Origin of the sequence: Streptomyces sp. NPDC048623, from assembly GCF_040650755.1 — a bacterium.
Classification (GTDB): Bacteria; Actinomycetota; Actinomycetes; order Streptomycetales; family Streptomycetaceae; genus Streptomyces.
Map to the genome: position 1 here is coordinate 47,483 of NZ_JBEZHV010000020.1, position 25,375 is coordinate 72,857.

Annotated in this window: 23 protein-coding genes; 10 read left to right on the plus strand and 13 right to left on the minus strand. The window is 73.2% G+C overall.

The features are described 5' to 3' along the window. Positions 1 to 185 precede the first annotated feature (185 nt). From AB0C73_RS25965 to AB0C73_RS25985, 5 genes are all read right to left on the minus strand, one after another. Positions 186 to 1,643, minus strand: a complete 1,458-nt coding sequence (locus AB0C73_RS25965) for an aldehyde dehydrogenase family protein (protein WP_362534516.1) — start codon at positions 1,641 to 1,643, stop codon at positions 186 to 188. Continuing rightward, positions 1,640 to 3,367 (minus strand): D-aminoacylase, encoded by a 1,728-nt coding sequence (locus AB0C73_RS25970; RefSeq protein WP_362534517.1) that lies wholly within the window; start codon positions 3,365 to 3,367, stop codon positions 1,640 to 1,642. Before AB0C73_RS25970 ends, AB0C73_RS25965 begins: the two co-directional genes overlap by 4 nt. Positions 3,368 to 3,532: 165 nt before the next feature. Further along, on the minus strand, positions 3,533 to 4,657 hold the full coding sequence (locus tag AB0C73_RS25975; RefSeq protein WP_362534520.1) for an LLM class flavin-dependent oxidoreductase: 1,125 nt from the start codon (positions 4,655 to 4,657) through the stop codon (positions 3,533 to 3,535). 109 nt (positions 4,658 to 4,766) lie between these two features. Next, complete coding sequence (locus AB0C73_RS25980; protein ID WP_362534523.1) at positions 4,767 to 5,540, minus strand: glucose 1-dehydrogenase; 774 nt, start codon at positions 5,538 to 5,540, stop codon at positions 4,767 to 4,769. Positions 5,541 to 5,552: 12 nt separating this feature from the next. Further along, entirely contained in the window at positions 5,553 to 6,479 is a 927-nt protein-coding gene (locus tag AB0C73_RS25985; protein ID WP_362534526.1) for a TIGR03619 family F420-dependent LLM class oxidoreductase, read from the minus strand. Between the two features lie 137 nt (positions 6,480 to 6,616). Here AB0C73_RS25985 and AB0C73_RS25990 point away from each other — a divergent pair, with 137 nt between their 5' ends. From AB0C73_RS25990 to AB0C73_RS26000, 3 genes are read left to right on the plus strand one after another with little or no spacing between them, the layout of a single operon-like run. Next, positions 6,617 to 6,889: a hypothetical protein gene (locus tag AB0C73_RS25990; protein ID WP_362534527.1), complete on the plus strand. Its 273-nt coding sequence runs from the start codon at positions 6,617 to 6,619 to the stop codon at positions 6,887 to 6,889. Continuing rightward, positions 6,886 to 7,278: a DNA-binding protein gene (locus AB0C73_RS25995; RefSeq protein ID WP_362534530.1), complete on the plus strand. Its 393-nt coding sequence runs from the start codon at positions 6,886 to 6,888 to the stop codon at positions 7,276 to 7,278. The genes AB0C73_RS25990 and AB0C73_RS25995 overlap by 4 nt, the downstream gene beginning before the upstream one ends. Positions 7,279 to 7,284: 6 nt before the next feature. Next, positions 7,285 to 7,533 carry a hypothetical protein gene (locus AB0C73_RS26000; protein WP_362534532.1) on the plus strand — a complete coding sequence of 83 codons (249 nt, stop codon included), beginning with the start codon at positions 7,285 to 7,287 and terminating at the stop codon, positions 7,531 to 7,533. A gap of 95 nt (positions 7,534 to 7,628) precedes the next feature. Here the strand turns inward: AB0C73_RS26000 and AB0C73_RS26005 are convergent, their stop codons facing one another. Next, entirely contained in the window at positions 7,629 to 8,846 is a 1,218-nt protein-coding gene (locus tag AB0C73_RS26005; RefSeq protein WP_362534534.1) for an amidohydrolase family protein, read from the minus strand. A 166-nt stretch (positions 8,847 to 9,012) separates the two neighbouring features. Between AB0C73_RS26005 and AB0C73_RS26010 the strand changes: the two genes are divergently transcribed. Both AB0C73_RS26010 and AB0C73_RS26015 read left to right on the plus strand, forming a co-directional pair. Further along, entirely contained in the window at positions 9,013 to 12,102 is a 3,090-nt protein-coding gene (locus AB0C73_RS26010) for a BTAD domain-containing putative transcriptional regulator (RefSeq protein WP_362534537.1), read from the plus strand. Between the two features lie 257 nt (positions 12,103 to 12,359). Beyond that, the gene (locus tag AB0C73_RS26015) at positions 12,360 to 12,542 is read left to right on the plus strand and encodes a hypothetical protein (RefSeq protein WP_362534539.1); all 183 of its coding nucleotides are present in this window, start codon (positions 12,360 to 12,362) and stop codon (positions 12,540 to 12,542) included. A 411-nt stretch (positions 12,543 to 12,953) separates the two neighbouring features. Here AB0C73_RS26015 and AB0C73_RS26020 read toward each other — a convergent pair whose 3' ends face one another. Beyond that, positions 12,954 to 14,513: a FadD3 family acyl-CoA ligase gene (locus AB0C73_RS26020; RefSeq protein ID WP_362534542.1), complete on the minus strand. Its 1,560-nt coding sequence runs from the start codon at positions 14,511 to 14,513 to the stop codon at positions 12,954 to 12,956. Between the two features lie 88 nt (positions 14,514 to 14,601). Here AB0C73_RS26020 and AB0C73_RS26025 point away from each other — a divergent pair, with 88 nt between their 5' ends. Genes AB0C73_RS26025 through AB0C73_RS26035 form a run of 3 tightly spaced genes read left to right on the plus strand, consistent with a single transcriptional unit; the run spans position 14,602 to position 16,965 of the window. Continuing rightward, positions 14,602 to 15,744, plus strand: coding sequence for a lipid-transfer protein (locus AB0C73_RS26025; RefSeq protein ID WP_362534545.1), 1,143 nt, complete (start codon positions 14,602 to 14,604; stop codon positions 15,742 to 15,744). 7 nt (positions 15,745 to 15,751) lie between these two features. Beyond that, positions 15,752 to 16,177, plus strand: coding sequence for an OB-fold domain-containing protein (locus tag AB0C73_RS26030; RefSeq protein WP_362534548.1), 426 nt, complete (start codon positions 15,752 to 15,754; stop codon positions 16,175 to 16,177). Further along, on the plus strand, positions 16,174 to 16,965 hold the full coding sequence (locus AB0C73_RS26035; RefSeq protein WP_362534550.1) for an enoyl-CoA hydratase/isomerase family protein: 792 nt from the start codon (positions 16,174 to 16,176) through the stop codon (positions 16,963 to 16,965). The genes AB0C73_RS26030 and AB0C73_RS26035 overlap by 4 nt, the downstream gene beginning before the upstream one ends. 32 nt (positions 16,966 to 16,997) lie before the next feature. Here AB0C73_RS26035 and AB0C73_RS26040 read toward each other — a convergent pair whose 3' ends face one another. Continuing rightward, positions 16,998 to 17,510 carry a hypothetical protein gene (locus AB0C73_RS26040; protein WP_362534552.1) on the minus strand — a complete coding sequence of 171 codons (513 nt, stop codon included), beginning with the start codon at positions 17,508 to 17,510 and terminating at the stop codon, positions 16,998 to 17,000. A 122-nt stretch (positions 17,511 to 17,632) separates the two neighbouring features. Then, positions 17,633 to 18,214 (minus strand): hypothetical protein, encoded by a 582-nt coding sequence (locus AB0C73_RS26045; protein WP_362534554.1) that lies wholly within the window; start codon positions 18,212 to 18,214, stop codon positions 17,633 to 17,635. Positions 18,215 to 18,351: 137 nt separating this feature from the next. On the opposite strand from AB0C73_RS26045, the gene AB0C73_RS26050 reads away from it, so the two are divergent. Further along, positions 18,352 to 18,933, plus strand: coding sequence for a hypothetical protein (locus tag AB0C73_RS26050; RefSeq protein ID WP_362534556.1), 582 nt, complete (start codon positions 18,352 to 18,354; stop codon positions 18,931 to 18,933). A 23-nt stretch (positions 18,934 to 18,956) separates the two neighbouring features. On the opposite strand, the gene AB0C73_RS26055 is transcribed toward AB0C73_RS26050, so the two are convergent. Further along, positions 18,957 to 21,407, minus strand: coding sequence for a PQQ-binding-like beta-propeller repeat protein (locus AB0C73_RS26055; RefSeq protein WP_362534558.1), 2,451 nt, complete (start codon positions 21,405 to 21,407; stop codon positions 18,957 to 18,959). A gap of 108 nt (positions 21,408 to 21,515) precedes the next feature. Then, on the minus strand, positions 21,516 to 22,451 hold the full coding sequence (locus tag AB0C73_RS26060) for a VOC family protein (protein WP_362534560.1): 936 nt from the start codon (positions 22,449 to 22,451) through the stop codon (positions 21,516 to 21,518). 285 nt (positions 22,452 to 22,736) lie between these two features. On the opposite strand from AB0C73_RS26060, the gene AB0C73_RS26065 reads away from it, so the two are divergent. Then, a complete protein-coding gene (locus AB0C73_RS26065) occupies positions 22,737 to 23,384 on the plus strand; it encodes a TetR family transcriptional regulator (protein WP_362534563.1) in 648 nt (215 codons plus the stop codon). Positions 23,385 to 23,535: 151 nt separating this feature from the next. On the opposite strand, the gene AB0C73_RS26070 is transcribed toward AB0C73_RS26065, so the two are convergent. Together AB0C73_RS26070 and AB0C73_RS26075 are read right to left on the minus strand one after the other, a co-directional pair. Next, positions 23,536 to 24,009, minus strand: a complete 474-nt coding sequence (locus AB0C73_RS26070) for a nitroreductase family deazaflavin-dependent oxidoreductase (protein ID WP_362534565.1) — start codon at positions 24,007 to 24,009, stop codon at positions 23,536 to 23,538. Next, positions 24,010 to 25,341, minus strand: coding sequence for an acyl-CoA dehydrogenase family protein (locus AB0C73_RS26075; protein ID WP_362534568.1), 1,332 nt, complete (start codon positions 25,339 to 25,341; stop codon positions 24,010 to 24,012). Positions 25,342 to 25,375: the final 34 nt, after the last annotated feature.

Sequence of the window (25,375 nt, forward strand, 5' to 3'; positions counted from 1 at the left end):
GGAATCCGCTCACCTGAGCGATCATAGCCTTGCATTGAGCGGGTCGAATCGGACGCATGCCGATGATTGAAAGATCGACTGACAAGCTGAACCGACCAAGCATCCGGACGGAACCGGGTGTCCGATATGCGGAAACCGCAGCCGCGCCCAGAATCGCCCGCTTCCCGGTTTCCCTGTGGCGTGCGTCACCCCGGCCAGACGACCGCCTGCAGCTCGCTGTACGCGTGCAGCGCGTACGAGCCGACGTCCCGCCCCACACCGCTCTTCTTGAAGCCGCCGAACGGCGCCTCCATGTTCCGGCCGATCGTGTTCACGCCGACCCCGCCGGCCCGCAGCCGGCCCGCGACACGGAAGGCGCAGGCCACGTCCCCGGACCAGACGTAGTCGATCAGTCCGTAGTCGCTGTCGTTCGCGAGTGCGACACCCTCCTCCTCGTCGTCGAAGGGCACCACGACCACCACCGGGCCGAAGATCTCCTCCCGGACCACCCGCATCTCACTCGTGCAGTCGGCGAGCAGCGTCGGCGCCACGTAGAAACCCTGCCCCAGGTGAGGCCGCTCGCCGCCCGTGACCACCCGCGCGCCCTCCTTCCGGCCGAGCTCCACGTACGCCTCCACCCGGTCGCGGTGGGCCGCCGAGATCACCGGGCCGACCACCGTGCCGCGCTCCGCCGGATCGCCGACCTTCAGCTGCCCGGCGTAGGCGGCCAGCCTCTCGACCAGGCGCTCGTAGATCCCGCGCTGGGCGATCACCCGGGTCGGGGCCGTACAGATCTGGCCGCTGTAGAAGGAGAAGGTGGTGCCGATGCCCGCCACGGCCGCGTCCAGGTCGGCGTCGTCGAACACCAGCGCCGCGCCCTTGCCGCCCAGCTCCATCAGCTGCCGCTTCAGGGCGCGCCCGCACACCTCGCCGATCGCCTGGCCGACGCCCGTCGAGCCGGTGAAGGAGACCATGTCGACCGCCGGCGAGTCCACGGCCGCCTCGCCCACGGCGGGCGCCGAGCCGGTGACCACGTTGACCACCCCGGCCGGGACCCCGGCCTCCGCCAGGGCCCGGGTCATCGCGAAGACGGACAGCGGGTCCTGCGGGGCGGGCTTCACCACGACCGTGTTGCCCATGGCGAGCGCCGGGGCGATCTTGCCCGCCGGGTTCGCCCAGGGGTTGTTGTACGAGGTGATGCAGGTGACCACCCCCACCGGGCGCCGTACCGCCACGGCCCCGAACACCCCCGCCCTCCCCATCGGCCCGGCCTCGTTGATCTGCGGCGGCAGCGCCTGCTCGACCGGCTCCAGGGCGCCGCGCGCGTACCGCCGGAAGCGGGAGGCGCCGACCGCCACCTGCATGCCGCGGGCCGTCGCGGTCGTGGCGCCGGTCTCGGCGCGGGCGAGCAGGGTGTTCGCCTCGGCGTCGCGGGCCATCAGGCCGGCGGCCCGGTCGAGGATCGCGGCGCGCTCCTCGGGGCGCGTACGGGACCAGGCGGCGAAGGCGGTACGGGCGGCCTCGGCGGCCTCGTACACCTGGCGCCTGCTCGCCTCCGGAGCGAGCCCGACGACCTCCTCGGTGGCGGGGTCGATCACCTCGTAGTGCCCGCCGTCGGGCTCGACCCACTCGCCCCCTATATACAGCCGCTCCGTGATGCTCATCGCGTGCTCACCGTCCTCGTGTCCCGGCCCGAGCGCAGCACCCGCCCCGGGATCGCGCCCGTCACCTCGTCGTCCCGTACCGTCTCCACGCCGTTGACCCGCACCGACACGATGCCGACGGCCCGCGAGTCCAGGCGCGGGCTGTCGCCCGGCAGGTCGTGCACCAGGGTCGCCGGGCCCGCGTCGATCCGCTCGGGGTCGAAGAGCACCAGGTCGGCGTGGTGGCCCTCGGCGATCCGGCCGCGCTCGCGCAGCCCGAACAGCCGGGCCGGGTCGTCGCTCAGCATCTTCACGGCCTGCTCCAGGGGCACCAGCTTCCGCCCGCGCAGACAGTCGCCGAGGAAACGGGTCGTGTACGGCGCCCCGCACATCCGGTCCAGATGCGCGCCCGCGTCGGAGCCGCCGAGCAGCACGTCCTCGTGACTCCAGGTCTCGGCGCGCAGCGCCCAGGACGCCGGGTCGTTGTCGGTGGGCATCGGCCACAGGACCGTGCGCAGGTCGTCGTTGGCGCAGATCTCGACGAGGGCCTGGAAGGGGTCCTGGCCGCGCTCGGCGGCGATGTCGCGGACGACGCGCCCGGTCAGGCCCTCGTTCTCGGGGGTGTACGTGTCGCCGATGACGTACCGGCCGAAGTTCGCCAGGCGCCGGAAGACGCCGGCCTCCCTGGAGTCGGCGCGGCGCAGCATCTCGGCCCGTACGGCCGGGTCGCGGAGCCTCGCGATCCGCTCGGGGAGGGGGAGGGAGAGGATCTCGCCCCAGCCCGGGATGAGGTTGAGGGCGCAGAAGGTGCCGAGCGACATGTTCATGGGCGTGAGGATCGGCATGGTGAGCGCGACGATCCTGCCGCCGGACTTGCGGGCCCGCTCGGAGGCGAGGAGCTGGCGCGGGACGCGTTCGGGGACGGCGGCGTCGATGGTGAGGACGTTCCAGTTGAGGGGGCGGCCCGCGGCGGCGCTCATCTCCACGAGGAGATCGATCTCGGTGTCCGAGAACTGGTCGAGACAGCCGGCGACGATCGCCTCGATCTGCGTGCCCTCGTGCTCGCCGACGGCCTTCGACAGGGCGATCAGTTCGGCGGGGCCGGCGTGGCGGGACGCGACGGGGGCGCCGTCGCCGTCGGAGTGGGTGGACGACTGGGTGGTGGACAGGCCCCAGGCGCCGGCGCGCATGGCGTCCTTGAGGAGGCCGGTCATCTCGCCGAGCTGCTCCTCCGTGGGCTGCCCGCCGACCGCGTCCGCGCCCATCACATAGCGGCGCAGGGCGCAGTGCCCGACCATGAAGCCGGCGTTGACCGCGATCCGCCCTTCGAGCGCGTCCAGGTACTCGGCGAAGGACGACCACGACCAGTCGACGCCCTCCTCCAGCGCGGCCAGCGCCATCCCCTCGACCTTGGACATCATCCGGCGCGTGTAGTCGGCGTCCGCGGGCCGGTCCGGGTGGAGCGGCGCGAGCGTGAAGCCGCAGTTGCCGCCGGAGACGGTGGTGACGCCGTGGTTCATGGACGGGGTGGCGTACGGGTCCCAGAACAACTGCGCGTCGTAGTGGGTGTGCGGGTCGACGAACCCGGGCGCGAGGACGAGCCCGCCGGCGTCCTCGGTGGTACGGGCGGCCGCGCCCGGCCCGGGGAAGGTGAGGCGCCCGTCCTTGATCCCGACGTCGGCGGTACGGGCGGGGGCGCCGGTGCCGTCCACGACGGTGGCTCCCTTGATCAGGTGGTCGAGCATGGCGGTCCCTTTCTGTACGTGCCTGTACGTGCCTGTACGTGCCTGTACGTGGACTTCCGCACGTCCGTACACGGGTGCGCCCCGGCCCGGGGCCGCCGCGGAACGGCCTCCGGCCGGGGCCGATACGGGACGGCGGTCCGGGAAGACACCGCCCCGCGCTGTGCGTCAGCTCCCCGCGGACTGCCGGAAGCGGGTGGTGCGGTGGATCGGGTCCGTGTCGATCCGCGGGATCACGTGCTCGCCGATCAGCTTGATCGTGTTCATCGTGTCCTCGTAGGAGATGCCGATCGGCAGCCCGAAGGACAGCTGGTCCGCCCCCGCCTGCTCCCACCGCCTGCACTGGGCCAGCACCTCGCCCGGGTCGCCGCAGATCATCAGTTCCTCGGCGATGAGGAGTTCGATGATCTCCGCGGAGTACTCGGGGAGGAGTTCGGGCCACTCCGGGATGCCCTCGGGCCGCGGGAAGGTGTCGTGGTAGCGGAACAGCAACGACTGGAGGTAGTTGAGCCCGCCGCCCACCGCGATCTCGACGGCCTTGTCGTGGGTCTCGGCGCAGATCGCCGTGGACGTCACCATGACGTTGTCGTTGACGAAGTCGCCGACCGCCTTCGCCTCCTTGACCGCGGTCTTGTAGGACTCGACGACCCACTCCATGTCGGAGACCTTCTGCACGCTGAAGCCGAGGACGCCGAGCCCCTTCCGCCCCGCCATGGCGTACGAGGACGGGGACCCGGCCGCGTACCACATCGCCGGGTGGGACCTGCCGTACGGCTTGGGCAGGATCTTGCGCGGCGGGAGCGACCAGTGCTTGCCCTGGAAGCCCTCGTACTCCTCCTGGAGCCACATCTTGGGGAACTCGGCGATGGTCTCCTCCCACACCTCCTTGGTGTGGTTCATGTCCGTGATGCCCGGGAAGAAGCCGAGGATCTCGTGGGAGCCGGCGCCGCGGCCGGAGCCGAACTCGAAGCGGCCGCCGGAGAGATGGTCGAGCATGGCGACCTTCTCGGCCACCTTCACCGGGTGGTTGACCTGGGCGAGCGGGTTGAAGATGCCGGAGCCGAGGTGGATGCGCTCGGTGGCGTGGGCGAGGTAGCCGAGGTAGACGTCGTTGGCGGAGAGGTGGGAGTACTCCTCCAGGAAGTGGTGCTCGGAGGCCCAGGCGTACTTGAAGTTCGACCGGTCCGCCTGGATGACGTACTCGGTCTCCTCCATGAGTGCCTTGTGCTCGGCCTCGGGATCGGTCTCGGCGCGCTTGCCGACGTATCCCTGTACGAAGATCCCGAATTCCAAGGAAGTTCACCGCCCTTGTGAGTTTCTGCCACCCTGTTTCTGACGTGTCGTCAGATTCTTGGATGCGGTCCGGTCGTGTCAATACCTGACGATGCGTCAGATCTATACGTCAGAACAGGCTCACGCCCGCCAGCCAGCCGCCGTCGATCACGAACGGCTGCCCCGTGATGTACGACGACTCCCCGCCCGTCAGGAACAGCGCGAGGGCCGCCACCTCCTCGGGCCGCCCGATCCGGCCCAGCGGCACGAGGCTGCGGTAGAGCTCGGCGGTGGCCGCCGGGTCCACGCCCTCCGGACTGCTCATCGCGGTGTCGATCGCGCCCGGGCAGACCGCGTTGACCCGGATGCCCTTCCCCGCCAGCTCCAGCGCCGCGACCCGGGTGAGCCCGAGGACGGCGTGCTTGGTCGCCGCGTACGCCCCGACCCCCGCCATGCCCGTGACGCCCGTGTACGAGGCGGTGTTGACGATCGTGCCGCCGCCGGCCGCCGCGATCTCGGGCGCGACCGTCCTGATGCCCAGGAAGCAGCCGACCTGGTTGACCTGGACCAGGGCCTGGAACTCCGCCAGCGGCGTCGACACCAGCTCGTTGAAGCGCAGGATGCCCGCGTTGTTCACCAGGCCGTCGATCCGCCCGAAGCGCTCCTTGGCCGCCGCGACGGCCGCCGTCCAGTCCGCCTCGCTCGTCACGTCGAGGTGGACGTACGCGGCCCGCCCCTCCCCCAGCTCCTCCTCCAGCTCCTTGGCGAGCGCCTCGCCCGGGGCGTCCAGGACGTCGCCGAGCACCACCCGCGCCCCCTCGGCGGCGAAGAGCCGCGCCTCCTGCTCGCCCTGTCCGCGCGCCGCGCCCGTGATGACGACGACGCGTCCGTCCAGCTTGCCCATGCGGCGGTCCTCCTAGAGGTGGGGGGCGACCTCGGTCGCGAACGCGGCCATCTGGTCGGTGAGTTCGGTACGGCTCCGGGAGCGGAAGCGCACCTGGATCTGCTGCACGCCCATCGCGCCGTAGGCGCGCAGGGACTCGGCGAGGGCCTGCGGCTTGCCGCTCAAAGTGCGGCGGCCGGTGTCCCAGGCGGGCTCGCCGACGTACAGCGCCTCGGTGATCGCGCCGACCGTGACCGGGGCCTCGATCCCGGCCTCGGCGCGCAGCCGCCGCAGCGTCGCGATCTGGGCGGGAAGCCGGTCGCGCGGGTCGCCCTGCGGCAGCCAGCCGTCGCCCTTGAGCGCGGCCCGCCGCACGGCGGCCGGCGAGGAGCCGCCCACCCAGACGGGGACGCGGGGCTGCGCGGGCCGGGGCCGCTGGCCGAGGTCACGGAAGGCGAAGCGCTCGCCGCCGTGCTCCGGGAACTCCTCGGGCCCGAGGGCCGCCCGCAGCGCGTCGATCGTCTCGTCGAGCACCCCGCCGCGCCCGGCGAAGTCCGCCCCGACCGCCTCGAACTCCTCCCGCACATGCCCGGCCCCGACCCCGAGGACGAGCCGGCCCCCGGAAAGATGGTCGAGCGTCGCGTACGCCTTGGCCGTGACCAGCGGGTGGCGCAGCCCCACGACGGCGACGTGCGAGAGCAGCCGGACCCGCTCGGTGGCGGCGGCGAGGTACGCGAGCGTGGCCACCGGGTCGTACCAGACGGTGCTCATCGCGGCGGCGAGCCGGCGCGGGATGGCGACGTGGTCGCAGCAGGCGACGTAGTCGTAGCCGTGGGCGTCGGCGGTACGGGCGACGGCGAGCAGGTCGGCGGGGCCGGCGGCGGCCTCCCAGGATTCGGCGTAGAGGGTGCTCTGGGACTGGACGGGCAGCTGGATCCCGTAGACCACCGTGGGACTCATGGGACTCCCCTATCTGACGTTCCGTCAGTTCTGGTCGAGGGGTCATGCTGTCCGCCGGCGCGCCGTCAGGCAAGGGGTCGGGCAGAAGCGACGGAAAATAACAATCGGATTGTTAATCGGCTGCTATCATTCACTCCGTGAGCGAGCTGCCCGGCCCCGGCGAGGGCCCGACCCGACCCGTCTCCGTCTCCCTGCACGAGGGGACGATCGCCGCGCTCAAGGAGCGCACCGGCAGGCGCGGCATGTCCGCGTACATCGAGTCCCTCATCCAGCGTCAGCTGGAGCGGGAGCGGCTGCGCGAGCTGATCGAGGACGCCGAGGCGGAACTCGGCCCGGCCGACGCCGCCGCCGTCGAGACGAAGCGCGCGATGCTCCGCGGCCAGAGTGCGAGGCCGGCGGACGCCGCGTGAACGGGACACTCGTCCTGGACTGCGAGGGCCTGTCCCTGCTGGTACGGCGCTCCACGGACCTCCTCGAATGGCTCGTGGCGGCCGAGGCCGAGGACATCCGGGTCGTGACCAGTTCCGTCACCCTCGTCGAGGCCCGGGACGCCCGGGTTCCCCAGGCCCGCTTCGACTACGCCATCTCGCGCGTGAACGTGATTCCCCCCAGCGAGGCCATCGCCCGCCTGGCCTGCAAACTCCTGGCGGGCGCCGGCCTGCACGGCCACGACTACGCCCTCGACGCCCTCGTGGCCGCGACGGCGCTGTCCTCTCCGGCTCCGGTGACGGTCCTGACCTCCGACCCGGAGGACCTGGCCGCTCTGTGCGGGTCCGGCATCCGCGTGATCAAGATCTGAGCGACGGTGGCCCGGATCGACAGGGACGAGGAGCCGGAGCCGCTGGAGCGCGCGGCACGCATCGACGGTCACTTCGAGCGCGCACGCCAGTGGCAAGCGGTCGAGGACGCCGGGCTCCGGCATCAAACCGAGAAGCGGTCCGTCCGTGACGCCGTGGGGTACGCGGCCCTCGCCGGCTCCCAGGACGACGAGGACCGCGCCCACACCGCCGCGCGGTGGGCGCGCGAGCCGGGGCGTACCGGACCGGCCGGGTGACGGAGAGGGCCGACCGGGTGACGGAGGGGGCCGACCGGGTGACGGAGGGGGCCGGCCGGGGGCTCGCCCGGGGCCCGGACGAGCCCCCACCCCGCTCACGGCGCCCAGAGGCCGTCCTCCGTCAGCCCGAGCAGCTCGATCGCGTTGCCCCGCACGATCCGCTCCACCACATCCGGCGCCAGGTGCCCCATCTGCGCCTCGCCGACCTCCCTCGACCTGGGCCAGGTGGAGTCCGAGTGCGGGTAGTCCGTCTCGTACAGCACGTTGCCCACGCCGATCGCGTCGAGGTTGCGCAGCCCGAAGGCGTCGTCGAAGAAGCAGCCGTAGACGTGTTCGGCGAACAGCTCCGACGGCGGCCGCAGCACCTTCTCGGCGACCCCGCCCCAGCCGCGGTTCTCCTCCCACACGACGTCCGCGCGTTCGAGGATGTACGGGATCCAGCCGATCTGGCCCTCCGCGTACATGATCCGCAGGTTCGGGAAGCGCTCGAACTTTCCGCTCATCAGCCAGTCGACCATCGAGAAGCAGCAGTTGGCGAAGGTGATGGTGGAGCCGACCGCCGGCGGCGCGTCGGCCGAGGTGGACGGCATGCGGCTGGACGAGCCGATGTGCATCGCGATCACGGTGCCGGTCTCGTCGCAGGCGCGCAGGAAGGGGTCCCAGTGGTCGGTGTGGACCGAGGGGAGCCCGAGATGCGGCGGGATCTCGGAGAAGGCCACCGCCCGCACGCCGCGCGCCGCGTTGCGCCGCACCTCGGCGGCGGCGAGCTCGGGGTCCCACAGCGGGATCAGGGTCAGCGGGATCAGCCGGCCCCGCGCCTCGGGCCCGCACCACTCCTCGACCATCCAGTCGTTGTAGGCCTGGACGCCGAGGAGACCGAGTTCACGATCGGAAGCTTCGGTGAAGGTCTGTCCACAGAACCGGGGGAAGGTCGGGAAACAGAGCGCGGACTGGACGTGGTTGACGTCCATGTCGGCGAGGCGGTCGGGGACGCTGTACGAGCCCGGCCGCATCTGCTCGTACGTGATGATCTCCAGCCGTATCTCGTCCCGGTCGTGGCCGACGGCGGTGTCGAGCCGGGTGAGCGGGCGGTGCAGATCCTCGTAGACCCACCAGTCACCGATGGGGCCTTCGTCCCCTTTGGCGCCCATCACAGGGGCGAACTTTCCACCCAGAAAGGTCATTTCCTTCAGCGGGGCACGGACGATCCGGGGGGCGGAGTCGCGATACCGGGACGGGAGCCGGTCCTGCCAGACGTGCGGGGGCTCCACGGTGTGGTCGTCCACCGAGATGATCTTGGGGAAGCTCTCCATGCGTCTCACGGTAGCGCCGATCTGACGATCCGTCAGTAAACTGGTGCGGGCGGCCCTTCGACGGCCGGTGCGCACCGCTCCGGATCGACGGACCCGATGCTGACGCGCGCCCTCCGGACAAGGCAGACTGTCTTGGGCGAAACCAGCGGTACGGGCAGGGGGACTTATGGACCGTGAGAACGGGCCGCGCGTTCCGGGACAGCGAACACCGAACCCGGCACCGGCACCGGCACCGGCCGGCGGCACCGGCGAGGGTGCGGAGGCGGGCACGGACGCGCGTACGGGCGTCGCCGGAGCGGGTACGGGCGTCACCGGCGCCGGTACGGGCGTCGCCGAGGCGGCCGGGCTGAGCTTCGCCGTGCTCGGGCCCGTGCGGGCCGCCCGGGGCGGGAAGGCGCTGCCCACCGGGTCGCCGCAGCAGCGCGCGCTGCTCGCGGCCCTGCTGCTGCGGGACGGGCGGACCGCCACCGCCGGTGAGCTCATCGACGGCATCTGGGGCGAGGAGCCGCCGTCGCAGGCGCTCGCCGCCGTCCGTACGTACGCCTCCCGGCTGCGCAAGGTCCTCGACCCGGGCGTGCTCGTCAGCGAGTCCGGCGGGTACGCCATCCGCACCACCGCGCTCGATCTGACCGCCGCGCACGACCTGGCCGCCGACGCGGAGAAGCTGCGCGGCGGCGGGCGGCGGCACGCGGCCCGCGACCGGCTGAACGAGGCGCTCGCGCTGTGGGACGGCGAGGCGCTGGCCTCCGTGCCCGGGCCGTACGCCGAGACCCAGCGCACGCGCCTGGAGGAGTGGCGGCTCCAGCTCCTGGAGAGCCGCCTCGACCTCGACCTGGAGGTCGGCGCGCACGCCGAGGCCGTCTCCGAACTCACCGCCCTCACCGCCGCGCACCCGCTGCGCGAGCGGCTCCGCGAGCTGCTCATGCTCGCCCTTTACCGGTCCGGCCGGCAGGCCGAGGCGCTCGCCGTCTACGCCGACACCCGGCGCCTCCTCGCCGACGAGCTGGGCGTCGACCCCACCCCCGAACTCTCCCGGCTCCAGCAGCGGATCCTCCAGGCCGACGCCGAACTCGCCCGGCCCGTCGAGGAACAGCCCCCGGCCGCCGCGCCCGTCGCCCGCCCCGCCCAGCTCCCCGCCACGGTGCCCGACTTCACCGGCCGCGCCGCCTTCGTACGGGAACTGGGCGGCCGGCTCGCCACCGCCGAGGGCTCCGTGATGGCGGTCTCCGCGCTCGCCGGCATCGGCGGCGTCGGCAAGACCACGCTCGCCGTGCACGTCGCCCACGCGGCCCGCCCGCACTTCCCGGACGGGCAGCTGTACGTCGACCTCCAGGGCGCGGGCGCGCGGGCGGCGGCGCCGGAGGCGGTGCTCGGCGCGTTCCTGCGGGCGCTCGGCACGCCGGACTCGGCGATCCCGGACTCGCTCGACGAGCGCGCCGCGCTCTACCGCTCCACGCTGGACGGCCGACGGGTCCTGGTGCTGCTGGACAACGCCCGCGACGCCGCCCAGATCCGCCCCCTGCTGCCCGGTACCGCCGGCTGCGCGGCCCTGGTCACCAGCCGCATCCGCATGCTCGACCTGGCCGGCGCGCACCTCGTCGACCTGGACGTCATGTCCCCCGAGGAGGCGCTCCAGCTCTTCACCCGCATCGTGGGCGAGGAGCGGGTGGGGGCCGAGCGGGAGGCGGCGCTCGACGTGGTCGCGGCGTGCGGCTTCCTGCCGCTCGCGATCCGCATCGCGGCCTCGCGGCTCGCCGCGCGGCGCACCTGGACGGTCTCCGTCCTCGCCGCCAAGCTCGGCGACGAGCGGCGGCGCCTCGACGAGCTCCAGGCGGGCGACCTCGCGGTCAAGGCCACCTTCGAACTCGGCTACGGCCAACTGGAGCCCGCCCAGGCCCGCGCCTTCCGCCTCCTCGGCCTCGCCGACGGCCCGGACATCTCGCTGGCGGCCGCGGCCGCGGTCCTGGACCTCCCCGAATGGCAGACGGAGGACCTCCTGGAGGCCCTGGTCGACACCTCCCTCCTGGAGTCCGCGGCCCCGGGCCGCTACCGGTACCACGACCTGGTGCGGCTGTACGCGCGCGCGTGCGCTGGGGTCCCCCATGCCAAAGGCCAGGGGAGCGACGAACAGCCCCCGGCGGAACGGGACCTCGCCCTCTCCCGCCTCCTCGACTTCTACCTGTCGACGGCGGCGCAGGTGTACGCGATCGAGCGCCCGGGCGACCGTACGGTGGACCACCTGGAGACCACCGCCCACGCCGGGCTGGTCTTCTCCGCCGCGGGCCAGGCTCTGGACTGGCTGCACGCCGAGGCCGAGTGCGTGCTCGGCTGCGCCCAGCAGTCACTGGGGCGGCCGTTCCTGCGCCGGGCGGTGGACCTGCTGATGGCGGCGAAGGACCTCGCCGAGTCGGGAGCCAACGCGCATCGCTACGAGACGGCCGCGAAGGCGGTCCGGGATGCCGCGCGCGGCTTCGGCGACGCCCGCTCGGAGGGGCGTGCCCGCACGACCCTCAGCCAGGTGTACAGCACCGCAGGCCGGTTCGAGGAGGCCGCGGAGGAGGCGCGCATCGCGGACGAGCTGAGCCGGGACTCCCAGGATCCCTGGACGCTGGCGAACGCACCGAACGAGCGGGGCATCCTCGCCCTCTACGAGAACCGGCACGCGGACGCGGAGGACCATCTTTCGAAGGCCCGGGAGGCTTTCCGCGCCGACGCGAACCATCCCGGCGAGGCGAGCGCGCTGTGCAACCTCTCCCGGGTGCATCTGGCGACCGGCCGGGTCGCGGGTGCCGTGGATCTCGCGAAGCAGGGCATCGCGATCTACGAGTCCGCCGACGCCGGGCTGGCCCTGCGGCTCGCGAACGGCAAGTACGCCCTGGGACTCGCGCTCACGGCCGCCGGGCAGACGTCCCGGGCGCGGGACGTGCTGACGGAGGCGCTGGCTGTCTTCCAGGAGAGCCGACAGCAGTTGTGGCACGGCATGACCCTGTTCCGGCTGGCCGAGGTCCATCTCACCGACCGCAAGCACGCGGCGGCCGCGTCCAGCGCCGAGCAGGCTCTGTCCGTGCTCCACGGCATCGGGGGCGACTGGCGGCGGGCGAACATCCTCACCGTCCTGGGACGGAGCCTGGCCGGACTCGGGCAGATCGACCGGGCGCGGGCCTGCTGGGGCGATGCCCTCGCCGTCTTCGAGAAGCTGGCCTCCCCCGAGGCCGAGGAGGTCCGGGGCCTCCTCCACCCGGCCGCGGCGGCCTGACGCGGCGCGGTCCGGCCGGCCGGTCTGGACTGGGCGGTCTGGACTGGGCGGTCTGGACTGGGCGTTCATCAATCGTTTATCGCGACCCATCACTCTAGGAGTTGTCGATCCGTCGCGTCGGGGGGCAGACGAATCGGCACGAGGCCCCACCGTTAAGGTGATCGGCTTTGGACGTCGTCCGCCCGGCGATTCACGGGGGAATCGCCGGGCGGACGGCTCTTCTATCCGCCAGTCCGACAATTTCAGGAGTCGACTCCATGGCCGACAACCTCAAGCCCGCTGACTCGCACGCCACCGGCGAGGAGATCACCACGCTGGACTCGCACGCCACGAGCGAGCCGCTCGACGTAGCGACCAGCGGCATCACGACGCTGGACTCGCACGCGACCAGTGAGCCGATCAAGCCGCTCGACTCCCACGCCACCGGCGAGACGATCTGACGGCAGCCTCACAAGCCGCTCCATCGAGGGGGACGGTTCCGGCGGCGCCATCGGGGGAGTCGCCGGGGCCGGGCGGGTCGTAGGGAGCGCGGGGCTCGGGGGACGCACCCAGGGGACCGGGGGGAAACCTGGGGCAGGGCCCCGCGCGGTCCGTACGGACCCGAACGCGGAGGGGTCGGGCGATACGCCCGGCCCCTCCGGCACGTTCCATCCGGCGCCTTTCGGCCATGGACCTGACGGATTCGGCGCGAAGCGCTCGCTCCCGCGTTCGAGGTCGGCCATGATCGGATCCGGCCGGGACGGCAGGCGGTGGGGACCGCAGGTCGCCGCGGCCGGCACGCCACGCGCGCGCAGGGGGGAGGGCCCGGGCCGGGTAACCGGTCCGGGCCCTTGGCGTACGGGGCACCGCCGTCAGCGCTCCTCGCGCCCCCGCAGCACCCCCTTCACCACCTTGCCGCTCGCGTTCCGCGGCAGCTCCGCGACGAACTCGACCCGCCTCGGGACCTTGTAGTTCGCCATCTCCCTCCGCGACCAGGCGATGACGTCGTCGGCCGTCAGGGTCGAACCCGCGCGCCGGACCACGTACGCCTTGCCCACCTCGCCGAGCCGCGGGTCCGGGATGCCGATCACCGCGGCGTCGGCGATGTCGGGGTGGAGGCCGAGCAGTTGCTCGATCTCCGCCGGGTAGGCGTTGAAGCCGCCGACGATGAACATGTCCTTGATCCGGTCGGTGATGCGGAGGTTGCCCGAGGGGTCGAGGACGCCCACGTCGCCCGTGTGCAGCCAGCCGTCCCCGTCGACCGCCGCCGCCGTGGCCTCCGCGTCCTCGAAGTAGCCGCGCATGACGTGGAAGCCGCGGACCAGGACCTCGCCCGAGGACGACAGGCGGACCTCCGTGTCCGGGATCGCGCGGCCCGAGGTGCTCGCGATGACCTCCGCCGGGTCGCCGCGCCGGCACATCGTGACGATGCCGCTCGCCTCGGAGAGGCCGTACGCCGTGAGGACCGTGGCCACCCCCAGCTCCGACCGCAGCCGCTCCACGAGCCGCAGCGGGACCACCGCCGCGCCGGTGACGACCAGGCGGAGGCTGGAGAGGTCGTGGGCGGTGCGGGACGGGTGGTCGAGGAGCGACTGGTGGAGGGTCGGCGGGCCGGGGAGGACCGTCACCCGCTCCGCCGCGATGTTGGCCAGGACCGTGTCCACGGTGAAGACCGACTGCGGCACCATCACCGCTCCGCGCAGCAGGCACGCGATGATCCCGGCCTTGTAGCCGAAGGTGTGGAAGAAGGGGTTCACGATCAGATAGCGGTCGCCCTCGCGCAGCCCGGCGAGCTCGCTCCACACCTCGTAACAGCGCAGGGTCTGCTCATGGGTGATGACGGCGCCCTTGGGGCGGCCGGTGGTGCCCGAGGTGTAGATGATGTCGGAGGGGGAGGAGGGCGAGACGGCGGCGCCCCGCGCCCGTACCGCCGCCGGATCCACCCCGTCGCCCGCCGCCAGGAAGGACCTCCACGTCACGTACGCCGGGTCGTCGTCCGGCACCGTGTCACTGAACACCACCACCCGCTCCAGACGGGGGAGTTCGACCCCGGCGCGGCGCAGCGAGGCGACGTACGAGGTCCCCAGGAACGTGCCCGTCACGAAGAGGAGTCGAGCCCCGGACCGGGCCAGGACGTCCGCCGCCTCCGTGCCCTTGAAGCGGGTGTTCAGCGGGACCAGGACCGCGCCCGCGCTCACCGCGCCGAGCGCGGCGACGATCCAGTCGAGCGTGTTCGGCGCCCAGATCGCCACCCGGTCCCCGGCCCGTACGCCGGAGGCCATGCACCCGGCCGCCGCGCGCTCCACCCGCTCCCCCAGCTCCGCGTACGAGACACGGGTTCGGCCCTCGACGACCGCCTCGCCCGGCCCGTACCGCTCGGCCGCCCAGCGCACCAACTCCGGTATCGAGCCGCACTCCGAGACCCGGTCCATCGCGCCCACCCCTCCGTAGCTGACTGACCGTCAGATTAGCTGTAGCCTGACGCACTGTCAGCCATGAGGAAGAGCCTGGGGGTTCACCTTGCTCAAGGACCGCACCGCCATCGTCGGAATCGGCCAGACACCCTTCGCCAGACACCTCCCCGAGTCCGAGAAGGCCCTCGCCTGCCGGGCGATCCTGGCCGCCCTCGACGACGCCGGCATCGCACCCTCCGACGTCGACGCCTTCGCCTCGTACACGATGGAGGAGACGGACGAGGTGGAGGTGGCGAAGGCCATCGGGGCCGGCGACGTGACCTTCTTCTCCAAGGTCGGCTACGGCGGCGGCGGTTCCTGCGCCACCGTCGCCCACCTCGCCGCCGCCGTCGCCACCGGGCAGGCCAGCGTCGGCGTCGCCTGGCGGTCCCGGAAGCGCGGCTCCGGCCCCCGGCCCTGGAAGAACACCCGGGCCCAGCTGCCCACCCCCGGCCAGTGGACCCGGCCCTTCGGACTGCTCCGGCCCGCCGACGAGATCGGCATGCTCGCCCGCCGCTACCTGCACGAGTACGGCGCCACCCGCGACCACCTGTTCAACGTCGCCCTCGCCTGCCGCAACCGGGCCAACCAGAACCCCGACGCGATCATGTACGAGCGGCCGCTGACCCGCGAGATGTACATGACCTCCCGCTGGATCAGCGAACCCCTCTGCCTCTTCGACAACTGCCTGGAGACCGACGGCGCGCTCGCCTGCGTCGTCGTCTCCGCCGAGCGCGCCCGCGACTGCCGCCACCGGCCCGTCCTCGTCCACGCCGCCGCCCAGGGCCTGCCCGCCCAGCACCACGGCATGGTCAACTACTGGAACGACGACCCGCTCACCGGACCCGCCTGGACCGCCGCCCGACACCTGTGGAAACAGGCCGACTTCGGACCCCAGGACGTCGACGTCGCCCAGATCTACGACGCCTTCACCCCGCTCGTCCCGCTCTCCCTCGAAGGCTACGGATTCTGCGCCCGCGGAGAAGGCGCCGCCTTCACCGAAGGGGGCGCCCTGGAGATCGGCGGCCGGCTGCCCCTCAACACCGGCGGCGGCGGCCTCTCCGAGGCGTACGTCCACGGCTTCAACCTCATCACCGAGGGCGTCAAGCAGCTCCGCGGCGTCTCCACCGCCCAGGTCCCGGACGCCGCCACCTGCCTCGTCACCGCCGGCGAGGGCGTCCCCACCTCCGCACTTCTCCTGAGGAGCTGAGCACCCGATGCTGACCCCTGTCACCGACGAGGACGGCGCGCCCTTCTGGGAGTACGCCGCCCAGGGCGAACTGCGCGTCCAGGAGTGCGCCGACTGCGGCGAGCTTCGCTTCCCGCCCCGCCCCTGCTGCCCGCACTGCCGGTCCTTCGACAGCACCTGGCGGCTCATGTCCGGGCGTGGCCGGATCTGGTCGTACGTCCTCCCCCACCCGCCGCTGCTGCCCGACTACGCCGCCCAGGCCCCCTACAACGTGGTCCTCGTCGAACTCGCCGACGCCCCCCGCATCCGCCTCGCCGGCAACGTCGTCAGCGCCCCCGACGCGCCCCTGAACTCGGTCGACCCGGCCCGGCTGCGCATCGGCGCCGCGGTGAAGGTCGCCTTCACCACGATCGACGGTGTCACCGTGCCCCGCTGGCTCCTGGAGCGCGGATGAGCATTGACGTCACGCGGGACAGGGAGACCGGGGTCGCCGTCGTCACCCTCGACCGGCCCGAGAAGCACAACGCCGTCACCCTGGAGATGGCGCGGCGGCTCGGCGAGATCTGGCGCGGATTCCGGTACGAGGACGAGGTCCGCGCGATCGTCGTCACCGGCGCCGGGGGGCGGGCCTTCTGCACCGGCATCGACCGCGCCGACGCCGGGCGGGTGCCGCAGCCCTCGTCCCCGTACACGATCGACGATCCCCTGATCGCCCTCGGCCCCAAGGCCAACGACCTGTGGAAGCCGGTGATCGCCGCCGTCGAGGGCATGGCCTGCGGCGGCGCCTTCTATCTGCTCGGCGAGGCCGAGTTCCTGATCGCGGGCGAGGGCGCCGAGTTCTTCGACCCGCATGTCACCTACGGGATGGTCAGCGCCTTCGAGTCCATCCACATGGCGCAGCGGATGCCGTTCGGGGAGGTCGCCCGGATGGCCCTGATGGGCGGCGCCGAACGCATCTCGGCGCGGCGCGCGTACGAGACCGGCCTGGTCAGCGAGCTGACCGAGCGCGGCGGAGCGCTGACAGCGGCTGTGCGCGCCGCCGAGGTGATCGCCGGCTGGCCGACGGAGGCCGTACAGGGGACGGTACGGGCCCTGTGGACGGCCAGGGAGGCCGCGAGGTCCCAGGCCCTCGCCCAGGCCCCGCACCTGGTGACGCTCGGGAACCTGCCGCCGGAGCGGCAGGCGGAGCTGTTCACGGGGCGGCGGAGCAGGGGCGGGGACGGGGGCTATCGGCTGCGCTGACAGCGCTGGGCCGACGCGGCTGGAGCGAGGCGTCAGGCGGTGGTGCGGTTGGCGAAGGCGACCTCGCACTTGGTGTACTCGGAGCCGTCGCCCTTGCCGGTGTACGGGGTGCTCGCCTCGGTGGACTTCGAGGCGCCGCCCTCCACCCGCAGGTCGTCGACCTGCGCGATCGCGAGGTCGACGGTCTTCCCGGCGTCACCCTTGAACTGCAGGGTGGCGTCGTACAGGTACGCCGAGGAGTCACTGTTGGTGAAGGTCAGCTTGGCGACCAGCTTCTTGCCGTCCGCGCTGAGCGCGCACTCGTCGATCTTGATGTCGCGCATGGCGCGGTCCCTCGACGAGCCGCCGACGCCGCTGACGCTGCCCGAGGAACCGCTGGAGCCGCTGGTGCTGCTGCCGTCGGAGCCGCTGCTGGAGTGGTTGGAGCTGCCGGAACCGTGGCTGCTGCCGCCGCCACAGCCGGCACCGTGCGAACCGCGGGCGCCGGTGAGGGCGACGACGGCGAGACCGAAGACGGCGATGGCACGGACATGACGAAGCTTCACGCTTCAACCCCCGTTGAGTGTGTGCGAGTGTGCGAGTGCATAGACAGTGCGCCTGTCCGGAAAGCACGTTGACAGGCGCACGACACCCTACTGGACTCCGGGGCCCGCTTTTACCGGGCGTCTCAGGAAGCGGTTGCGGTGGGGGTCGGCGTGGACTCGGGCTGCCGGATCACGTCCCCGAGGGTGCACCTCTTCACCTCTGCGACGGTCCCCGGGTGCTTCATCGCGACGTCGTAGATCTTGGCGTCCGGGGTCTTCACGTCGATCACGATCTCGCCCAGGTCGACCGGCGAGCCGTCGCTCCGCTCGAACTCCAGGGCGACGCGATAGGTCCCGGACACCCCGTCCCGCGGCGTCACCCGGATCGACGCGGTGGTGTCGGCCTCGCGGTCCGGCTCGCTCCCGGACTTCTTCTGGCCGGGCTCCACGCAGTCGAACACCTCGATGACGAGGTCGGAGGCCGGAGAGGACGAGCTCGGCGAGGGCGTGTACGTGGAGCCCTCGTCATCGTCGTCGTAGTCGTCGTTCTTCTTCTTGGAGCTGGAGCAGCCGCCGCCGCTGCTGCCGCTCTTGCTCTTGCTGGTGCTCTTGACCTTGCCCGGCTTGCCGGTGCTGGTGCCGCCGCCGCTGCTCGTCTGGAAGCCGGTCAGCGCGAGCACCACCACCGTGAGCGTCGCCGCCAGCTTCAGCCTGGTGCGCACCATGACCCCGCCCCTGTCCGTCCGTCCCACCGTGTCGCCGTGCGCACGTCACCCTAGCGCCGCCCCGGCTCCGCATGGCAGGCCCCCCGCACCCGGCGTAGCGTCGACAGCGAGAGCCGGACTCATGAGGAGGCCGATCGGTGATCCGCAACATCGTCGGCTCGGTCCTGGCGCTCGCCGGAGCGACGGCCGCCGTCTGGAGCCCCTTCCGTGCCTGGTACGACGGCCGTCACGGGCGCGACTATCCGATCGAGGACCTCTTCTCCGGCATCACCGACACCAAGGCCGAGGTCATCGGTTCGATCCTGCTGCCGTTCGCCTTCGCCGCCGTGCTCACCCTGGCCGGGGTGGTCTTCCGCAGCCGTCTGCTCGTCGCCCTCGCCGGCCTCGTCGTCCTCGGCTTCACCATCCTGTGGATGGTCCAGGTCGGCGAGGCCCGGGGCAGCCTCACCGTCGGCTCCGACGGGCGCGGCCTCGGCGACGGCGTCGCGAACGCGCTCGGCGGCGGGGTGCTGCTGCTCATCGGCGCGGTCGTGATGTCGGGGCGCCCGAAACCGCACGTCACGCGGGTCGACCAACCCCACGTACCCACGCACCCGACCCTCGACGGCCCGCCGCCGGAGCAGGGACATCCGCCGGAGCAGGCCCCGCCGCCGTCCTCCGACGTGCCCTGGGACCCGGGGCGCGACGAGATCCCGCCGCCCCCGGAGCACCGGGCCTGATCACCCGTACGGGCTACGCGCGGCTACGCGCCGCGGTTGGTCGCCGTGCCCTTCACCGCGTCGAGCGCGTACACACAGCGGTCCTTGCTGCACGCGTACACCACGCCGTTGCGGGCCACCGGCGAGCCGGTGATCTCGCCGCCGGTCGCCAGCTTCCAGCGCAGCTGGCCGCCGCTCGCGTCCAGCGTGTAGAGGACGTGGTCGGCGGAGCCGAAGTGCACCCGGCCGTCGGCGACGACCGGCGCGCCGATCAGCTCGCCGCCCGCCGCGAACCGCCACTTCGGGGTGCCGGTGACCGCGTCGAGGGTGTAGAGCGCGCTGCCGCTGCCGACGTGCACGTTCCCCGCCGCGACGAGGACCGGCTCGGTGGACTGACGTGGCTCGGTCGCGATCCGCCAGCGGTCCTTGCCGGTCGTGGCGTCGAGCGCGTACACCGTGCCGAGGTGGTCGGCGAGGTACACCCCGCCGCCGGTGACCGCGGGCCCCGGCGCGAAGGCGGGCGCCGACAGGAACACCGCCGGCGCCTCGAAGTGCCAGCGCACATGCCCGCTCGCGATGTCCACCGACAGCACCCGGGTGCCGGCCGCCACGTACACGCAGCCGTCCTCGGCCGGGGCGAGCCGCACCGGCACCTGGGCGCAGGAGGCGGCGTCGCCGATCGGGTACGACCAGCGCTCCGCGCCCGTACGGGCGTCGAGCGCGGCCAGCCGGGCGTCGCGCCACACGTACACGGTGTCGCCGTGCACGGCCGGGCCGCCCTCGGGGGTCTCGAAGTCGGTCTGGGCGCCGGTGAGCTCCCACAGCTTGGCGCCGTTGGAGGCCTCCCAGGCCTGCACGCCGCCGCCCCGGGTGCCGGTGACGACGGTGCCGTGGTCCACCTGGAGGGAGTACACCCAGGCGTCCGTGTGCAGCCGCCAGCGCTCGCCGCCGTCGTGCGCGTCGAGGGCGTAGAGGGTCGGGCCGTCGGAGGCGTGGATCCGGCCGCCGGCCACGGCCATCGACCAGGCGACGTCGCGGGTCTTGAACTGGCGCCGGCCGCTCGCCGTGTCGAGCGCGTGCACCTCGAAGGAGGTGACGTAGAGCAGGTCGCCGTCGACCACGGGGGTGCCCCACACGTCGTTCGACATGCGGAAGCGCCACGGCCGCCAGTGCCCCGGCGCCTCGTGCGCCTGGGTGGCGGCCCCGGCGGCCCCGGTGGCGTCCGGGGTACGGGCGGGGCCGGGCAGCGGGCGGGAGCCGGGCGGCGGGCCCGGTTCGGCGCCGTGCGCACCCCCGCCGGGCGGCCGGATCCAGCCGGTGGCCGTGTCGGCCGAGGAGCCCGGGCCGATCCGGACGGCGGCCCGGGTGTCGGCCACCCGGGGGCCGGGGCCGATCGGCACGGCGGCACCGGCGAGGCGTACCGGACCGGGGTCGGAGGCCGGCGCGGACCCGGGCACGGAGGCGGGTACGGACGACGGGGCGGGGTCGCCGGCCGGACCGGCGTGGCGGCCGCCCGGGAAGCGCGGGTCGCCGCCGCGCTCGGCGGGGCCGCGCGGCGGGCGCGGCGGCATGGGCGGCTGCGCCGGGGGCTGCGGGGTGGTCCGGCCGCCGCGCCGGGTCTCGATCATGGCGACGGCGCTCTGCGGCAGCCAGGCGGCGGCCGTGCCGCTGTCGTCCTCGCCCGAGCCGAAGAGATGCGGGGCGAGCATCGCCTGGAGGTCGGCGGGGGTGGGCCGCTGGGCGACGTCCATCTGCATGCACGCGTCGATCAGCGGCCGCAGCTCGTCCGGCAGACCCGCCAGGTCCGGGCCCTCGCGCAGCAGCATGAAGACCGTCTCGACCGGGTTGGCGCCGTGGAAGGGGGCGTGCCCGGTGGCGGCGAACACCAGCATCGAGCCGAGCGAGAAGACATCGCTGGCGCCGGTGACGCTGCGCGAGTCGCGGGCCTGCTCGGGCGACATGTAGGCGGGGGTGCCGACGGCGACGTTGGTCATGGTCAGGCGCGTGTTCGAGACGCCCGACGCGATGCCGAAGTCGATCACCCGGGGGCCGTCCTCGACGACGAGGACGTTGGACGGCTTGAGGTCGCGGTGGACGAGGCCGGCACCGTGGATGGACTGCAGGGCCTCGGCGACACCGGCCGCGAGCCAGCGCACCGCCTGGGCCGGGAGCGGCCCGCACTCGTTCACTATCTCCTCGAGCGAGGGCGCGGGGACGTACGCGGTCGCGAGCCACGGCACGGCGGCGCGCGGGTCGGCGTCGACGACGGCCGCGGTGTAGAAGCCGGAGACCGCGCGCGCGGCCTCCACCTCGCGGGTGAAACGGACCCGGAACAGCTGGTCCTCGGCGAGCTCCGTCCGCACGGTCTTGATCGCCACGCGCCGCCCGGACGCCGAGCGCGCGAGATACACGAGGCCCATTCCGCCCGCGCCGAGCCGGCCCAGCACCTCGAAGGGCCCGATCCTTCTCGGGTCGTGCTGCGTCAGCTGCTCCACTTGCCTGCCACCTCCCCGTAGGGCCATGAGATTACGGCCCCGTGGCCCCTGATTGTTCCTGTCCGGGGCGGTGGTTGCGAACCCGGGGGCGGATCGGGGTGTCCTATCTCATTTCGCAGGCGTGTCGGAGGGCGGGGCGGCGGGTGTGTCGGTGCGCTCCGTGTCCGGTTCCTCCCGGTCGGAGGCCGGCTCGGCGGCGGGCTCGGCGGCGGGATCGGGAGCCGGCTCGGCGGCGGAATCGGGGACGGGATCGGGGGCCGGCTCGGCGGCGGGCTCGGCCAGGACGGCGAAGCGGGCGCCCTGGTTGTCGTGGAGGACGGCGATGCGGCCGTGCGGGGTGTCGACGGGGCCCTCGGCGACCCGGCCGCCGAGCCGGACGGCGGTGGCGCAGGCCTCGTCGCAGTCGCGGACGGCGAAGTAGACGAGCACATGGCCCGGCATCTCGGCCGGGAACGCGTCGGTGATCACGGCCCGGCCGCCGAAGACGGCGGTCTCGTCGTCGGGCCGGGACCCGGGCGGCGACCACACGCGGTAGTCGAAGTCCGCGCCGCGCCCCTCGTCGGCGGGGTCGACCTGGCGGCCGAGCCAGCCGAAGACGGTGGCGTAGAAGGTGTCGACCTTGGCCGGCTCCCGGGTGTACACCTCCATCCAGCAGAAGGACCCGGGCTCGCCGGTGACCTCGAAGCCGTCGGCGTCCCCCGCCTGCCGCAGGCCGAGCACGGCCCCGCCGGGGTCCGCGGCCAGCGCGAGCACCCCGAAGGGCCCGACGGGATACGGCTCCATGATCATCTGCCCGCCCGCCGCCTTCACCCGGGCGGCCATCTCCCCGGCGTCGTCGGCGGCCAGATACACGGTCCAGGTGGTCGGCATCCGCCCGTCCCGCTTCGGCACGAGCCCGGCCACCCGCCGCCCGCGCAGCAGCGCCTCGTCCCGCGCGGGGTCGAATCCCCAGCCGAAGAGCTCACCGTAGAAGCGCTTCCCCCCTTCGAGATCGGGAAGCTGCGCGTCCACCCAGCAAGGGGTGCCCTGTGCGAATGCGGCCATGCCACCAGAATGGGTCGGCCGGGGCGGTCGCGCGCTTTCAGCGGGGATATGTGCGGCCAAAGGGGCCTGTCATCCCCTGGCCGCTCGAATTGTCCACCGAAGTTGTCCACAGGCTGTTAATAAGCATGACGGCCACAGGGCGGGGCGGCGCGGGACGCGGCGGGAGGGGACAGGACGGGGTTTCCCGGAGCCCTGCGGACGGCCTGCCGACGGCCTCCCGGCAGGGGTGCACCCCATTTGCACTCGCCGAATCGCGCGTCGATCACCCCTCGGTAAGCTGACGGCATGACAGGACAAGTACGCACCGTCGACGGCCGCGTGGCCGGACGACGCGGCCAGGCGACGCGGCAGAAGCTGCTCGACTGCCTCGGCGAGATGCTCAGCTCCTCGCCCTACCGGGACGTCAAGGTCATCGACGTGGCCCGGAAGGCGGGTACTTCACCCGCGACGTTCTACCAGTACTTCCCTGACGTCGAGGGCGCCGTCCTCGAGATCGCGGAGGAAATGGCCAAGGAAGGCGCAGGGTTGACCGAATTGGTCTCCGGGCGTTCCTGGGTCGGCAAGGCCGGCTGGCAGACGTCCGAGGACCTGGTCGAGGGATTCCTGGACTTCTGGCGCAAGCACGACGCGATCCTGCGGGTGGTGGACCTCGGGGCCGCGGAGGGCGACAAGCGGTTCTACAAGATCCGCATGAAGATCCTGAACTCGGTCACCAACTCCCTGACGGACGCGGTGAAGGAGCTCCAGTCGAAGGGCAAGGTCGACAAGGACATCAGCCCCGCGGCGATGGCGGGCTCACTGGTGGCGATGCTGGCGGCGGTCGCCGGCCACCAGAAGGGCTTCCAGACCTGGGGCGTGAAGCAGGCCGAACTCAAGCCGAACCTCGCCCTGTTGGTGCACCTGGGGATCACCGGCAGGAAGCCGACGAAGTAGCCCCGCAGCCCGTAGCCCGGGGAGCGTCCCGCTCCCTTCACCCGTCCTGTCGCGCCGGCGGCGGCCCCGGCCCGTACCCGATCCGTACGGGCGGCCGCCGTCGGCGTTTTTCCGCGGGTGTACGACTCCGGCCCGTGTCAGGTCGCTCGCGTCAGGTCGCTCGCGTCAGCCGGAACAGGCGTATCTCGCGCTCGATCCGTGCCTGGTACGTGGCGTACGGCGGCCAGAAGGCGAGCGCCGCGCTCCAGGCCGCGGCCCGTTCGTCGCCGTCGAGCAGCCGGGCCCGTACGCGAAAGCTCTCGCCGCGCCAGCTGATCTCCGCGTCCGGGTGGGCCAGCAGATTGGCGGTCCAGGCGGGGTGCCCCGGACGCCCGAAGTTGGAGCCGATCAGCAGCCAGCTGCCCTCGGGCTCGGGCATGCACGCCAGCGGGGTGACACGGGGCCGTCCTGACCTCGCGCCCTTGGCGGTGAGCACCACGCCCGGCAGCATCCGGGCGCTGAGCAGCACCTTTCCGCCGGTGAGCCGGTGCACGGCGCGGTCCATGGCGGGGATGACGTGCGGGGCGACCTTCGCGAACGCGCGGGTCGAGGAGACCTTCTGGATCAGACGCAGCCCGGCCGGCATCTAGGCCACCTCCCCCGGGGTCCCGCCGAACCCAGGCGTCCCGCCGAAGAGGCCGCCCCGCTCGGCGGCCCGCGCCCGCAGCCGGACGGCGGGGCCGAAGAGCAGCTCGTCGGCCGCCGCGCGCTTGAAGTACAGATGGGCGTCGTGCTCCCAGGTGATGCCGATGCCACCGTGCAGCTGGATCGTCTCGGCGGCGGCCGCGCGCTGGGCGTCCAGGGCCTGGGCGAGGGCGAGCCCGGCGGAGACGGGGTCGCCGCCCCCGGCTCCCCCGGCTCCCCCGACCTCGCCGCCCGCGGCCGCCTCGGCCGCCGCGCAGTGCGTGAGCGAGCGCGCCGACTCGATCTGGACGAGGAGGTCCGCGAGCCGGTGCTTCAGCGCCTGGAAGGAGCCGATGGGGCGCCCGAACTGCTCGCGGGTGGCGGCGTGTTCGACGGTCCGGTCGAGCGCTCCGCGCGCCGCCCCGACGGCCTCGGCGGCGAGCATGACGGCGGCGGTGCGCCCGGTCGCGGCGAGCGCGCCGAGCACGTCGAGCGGCTCCTCACCCAGCAACTCGGCCTTCACATCCCGCAGTTGGACGGTCGCCTGGGAGCGCGTGAGGTCGAGGGTGGGCTCCCTGCGTCGTACGAGCCCGGCCACCGCGCCGGCGCCTGCACCCGCACCTGCACCCGCCGCACCCGCACCCGCCGCACCCGCCACGCCCGCGCCCTCCCCGTCCGCCCGTACGAGGAACAGCAGCGTACGGCTGCGCGGGAAGCCTCCGGTGTGCGCGGCGACCAGGAGCAGCCCGGCGCTGTGCCCGTCGAGGACATGGCCGGCCTCCCCGTACAGGGACCAGCCCGCCCCGCCCGGCAGCGGGGTGGCCTGGATGCCGCCGGAGCGCCCGTCGCCCGCCCACGGGGTGGCGGCGTTGTCGCCGGTGAGGCCGAGGGCGAGCGGGAGGGAGCCGCCGGGCAGGGCGAGTGCGCAGGTCAGGGTGCCGGCGGCGATCCGGGGCAGCAGTTCGGCGCGCTGCGGCCCGGTGCCGAGGGCGGCGAGGAGCGGGGCGGCGAGGACGCCGGTGGCGAGCAGCGGCGTGGGGGCGAGGACGCGGCCCGCCTCCTCGCAGGCGAGGGCGAGTTCGGCGGGGCCGCAGCCGACCCCGCCGTACGCGGCGGGAAGAGCGAGCCCGGGGAGGCCGAGGGTGCCGGCCAGGGTGGCCCAGAGCCCGGTGTCGTACCCCTCGGGGGTCGTGACGGCGGCGCGGATGTCGGCCGGTCCGGCGCGTTTGGCGAGGAGTTCGCGCAGGGTGCGGCGGATCTCCTGGTGCTCTTCGGTCTCGGCGGCGGTGTCCATGGGACGGTGCTCCCCTCCGTATCTGACGGGCCGT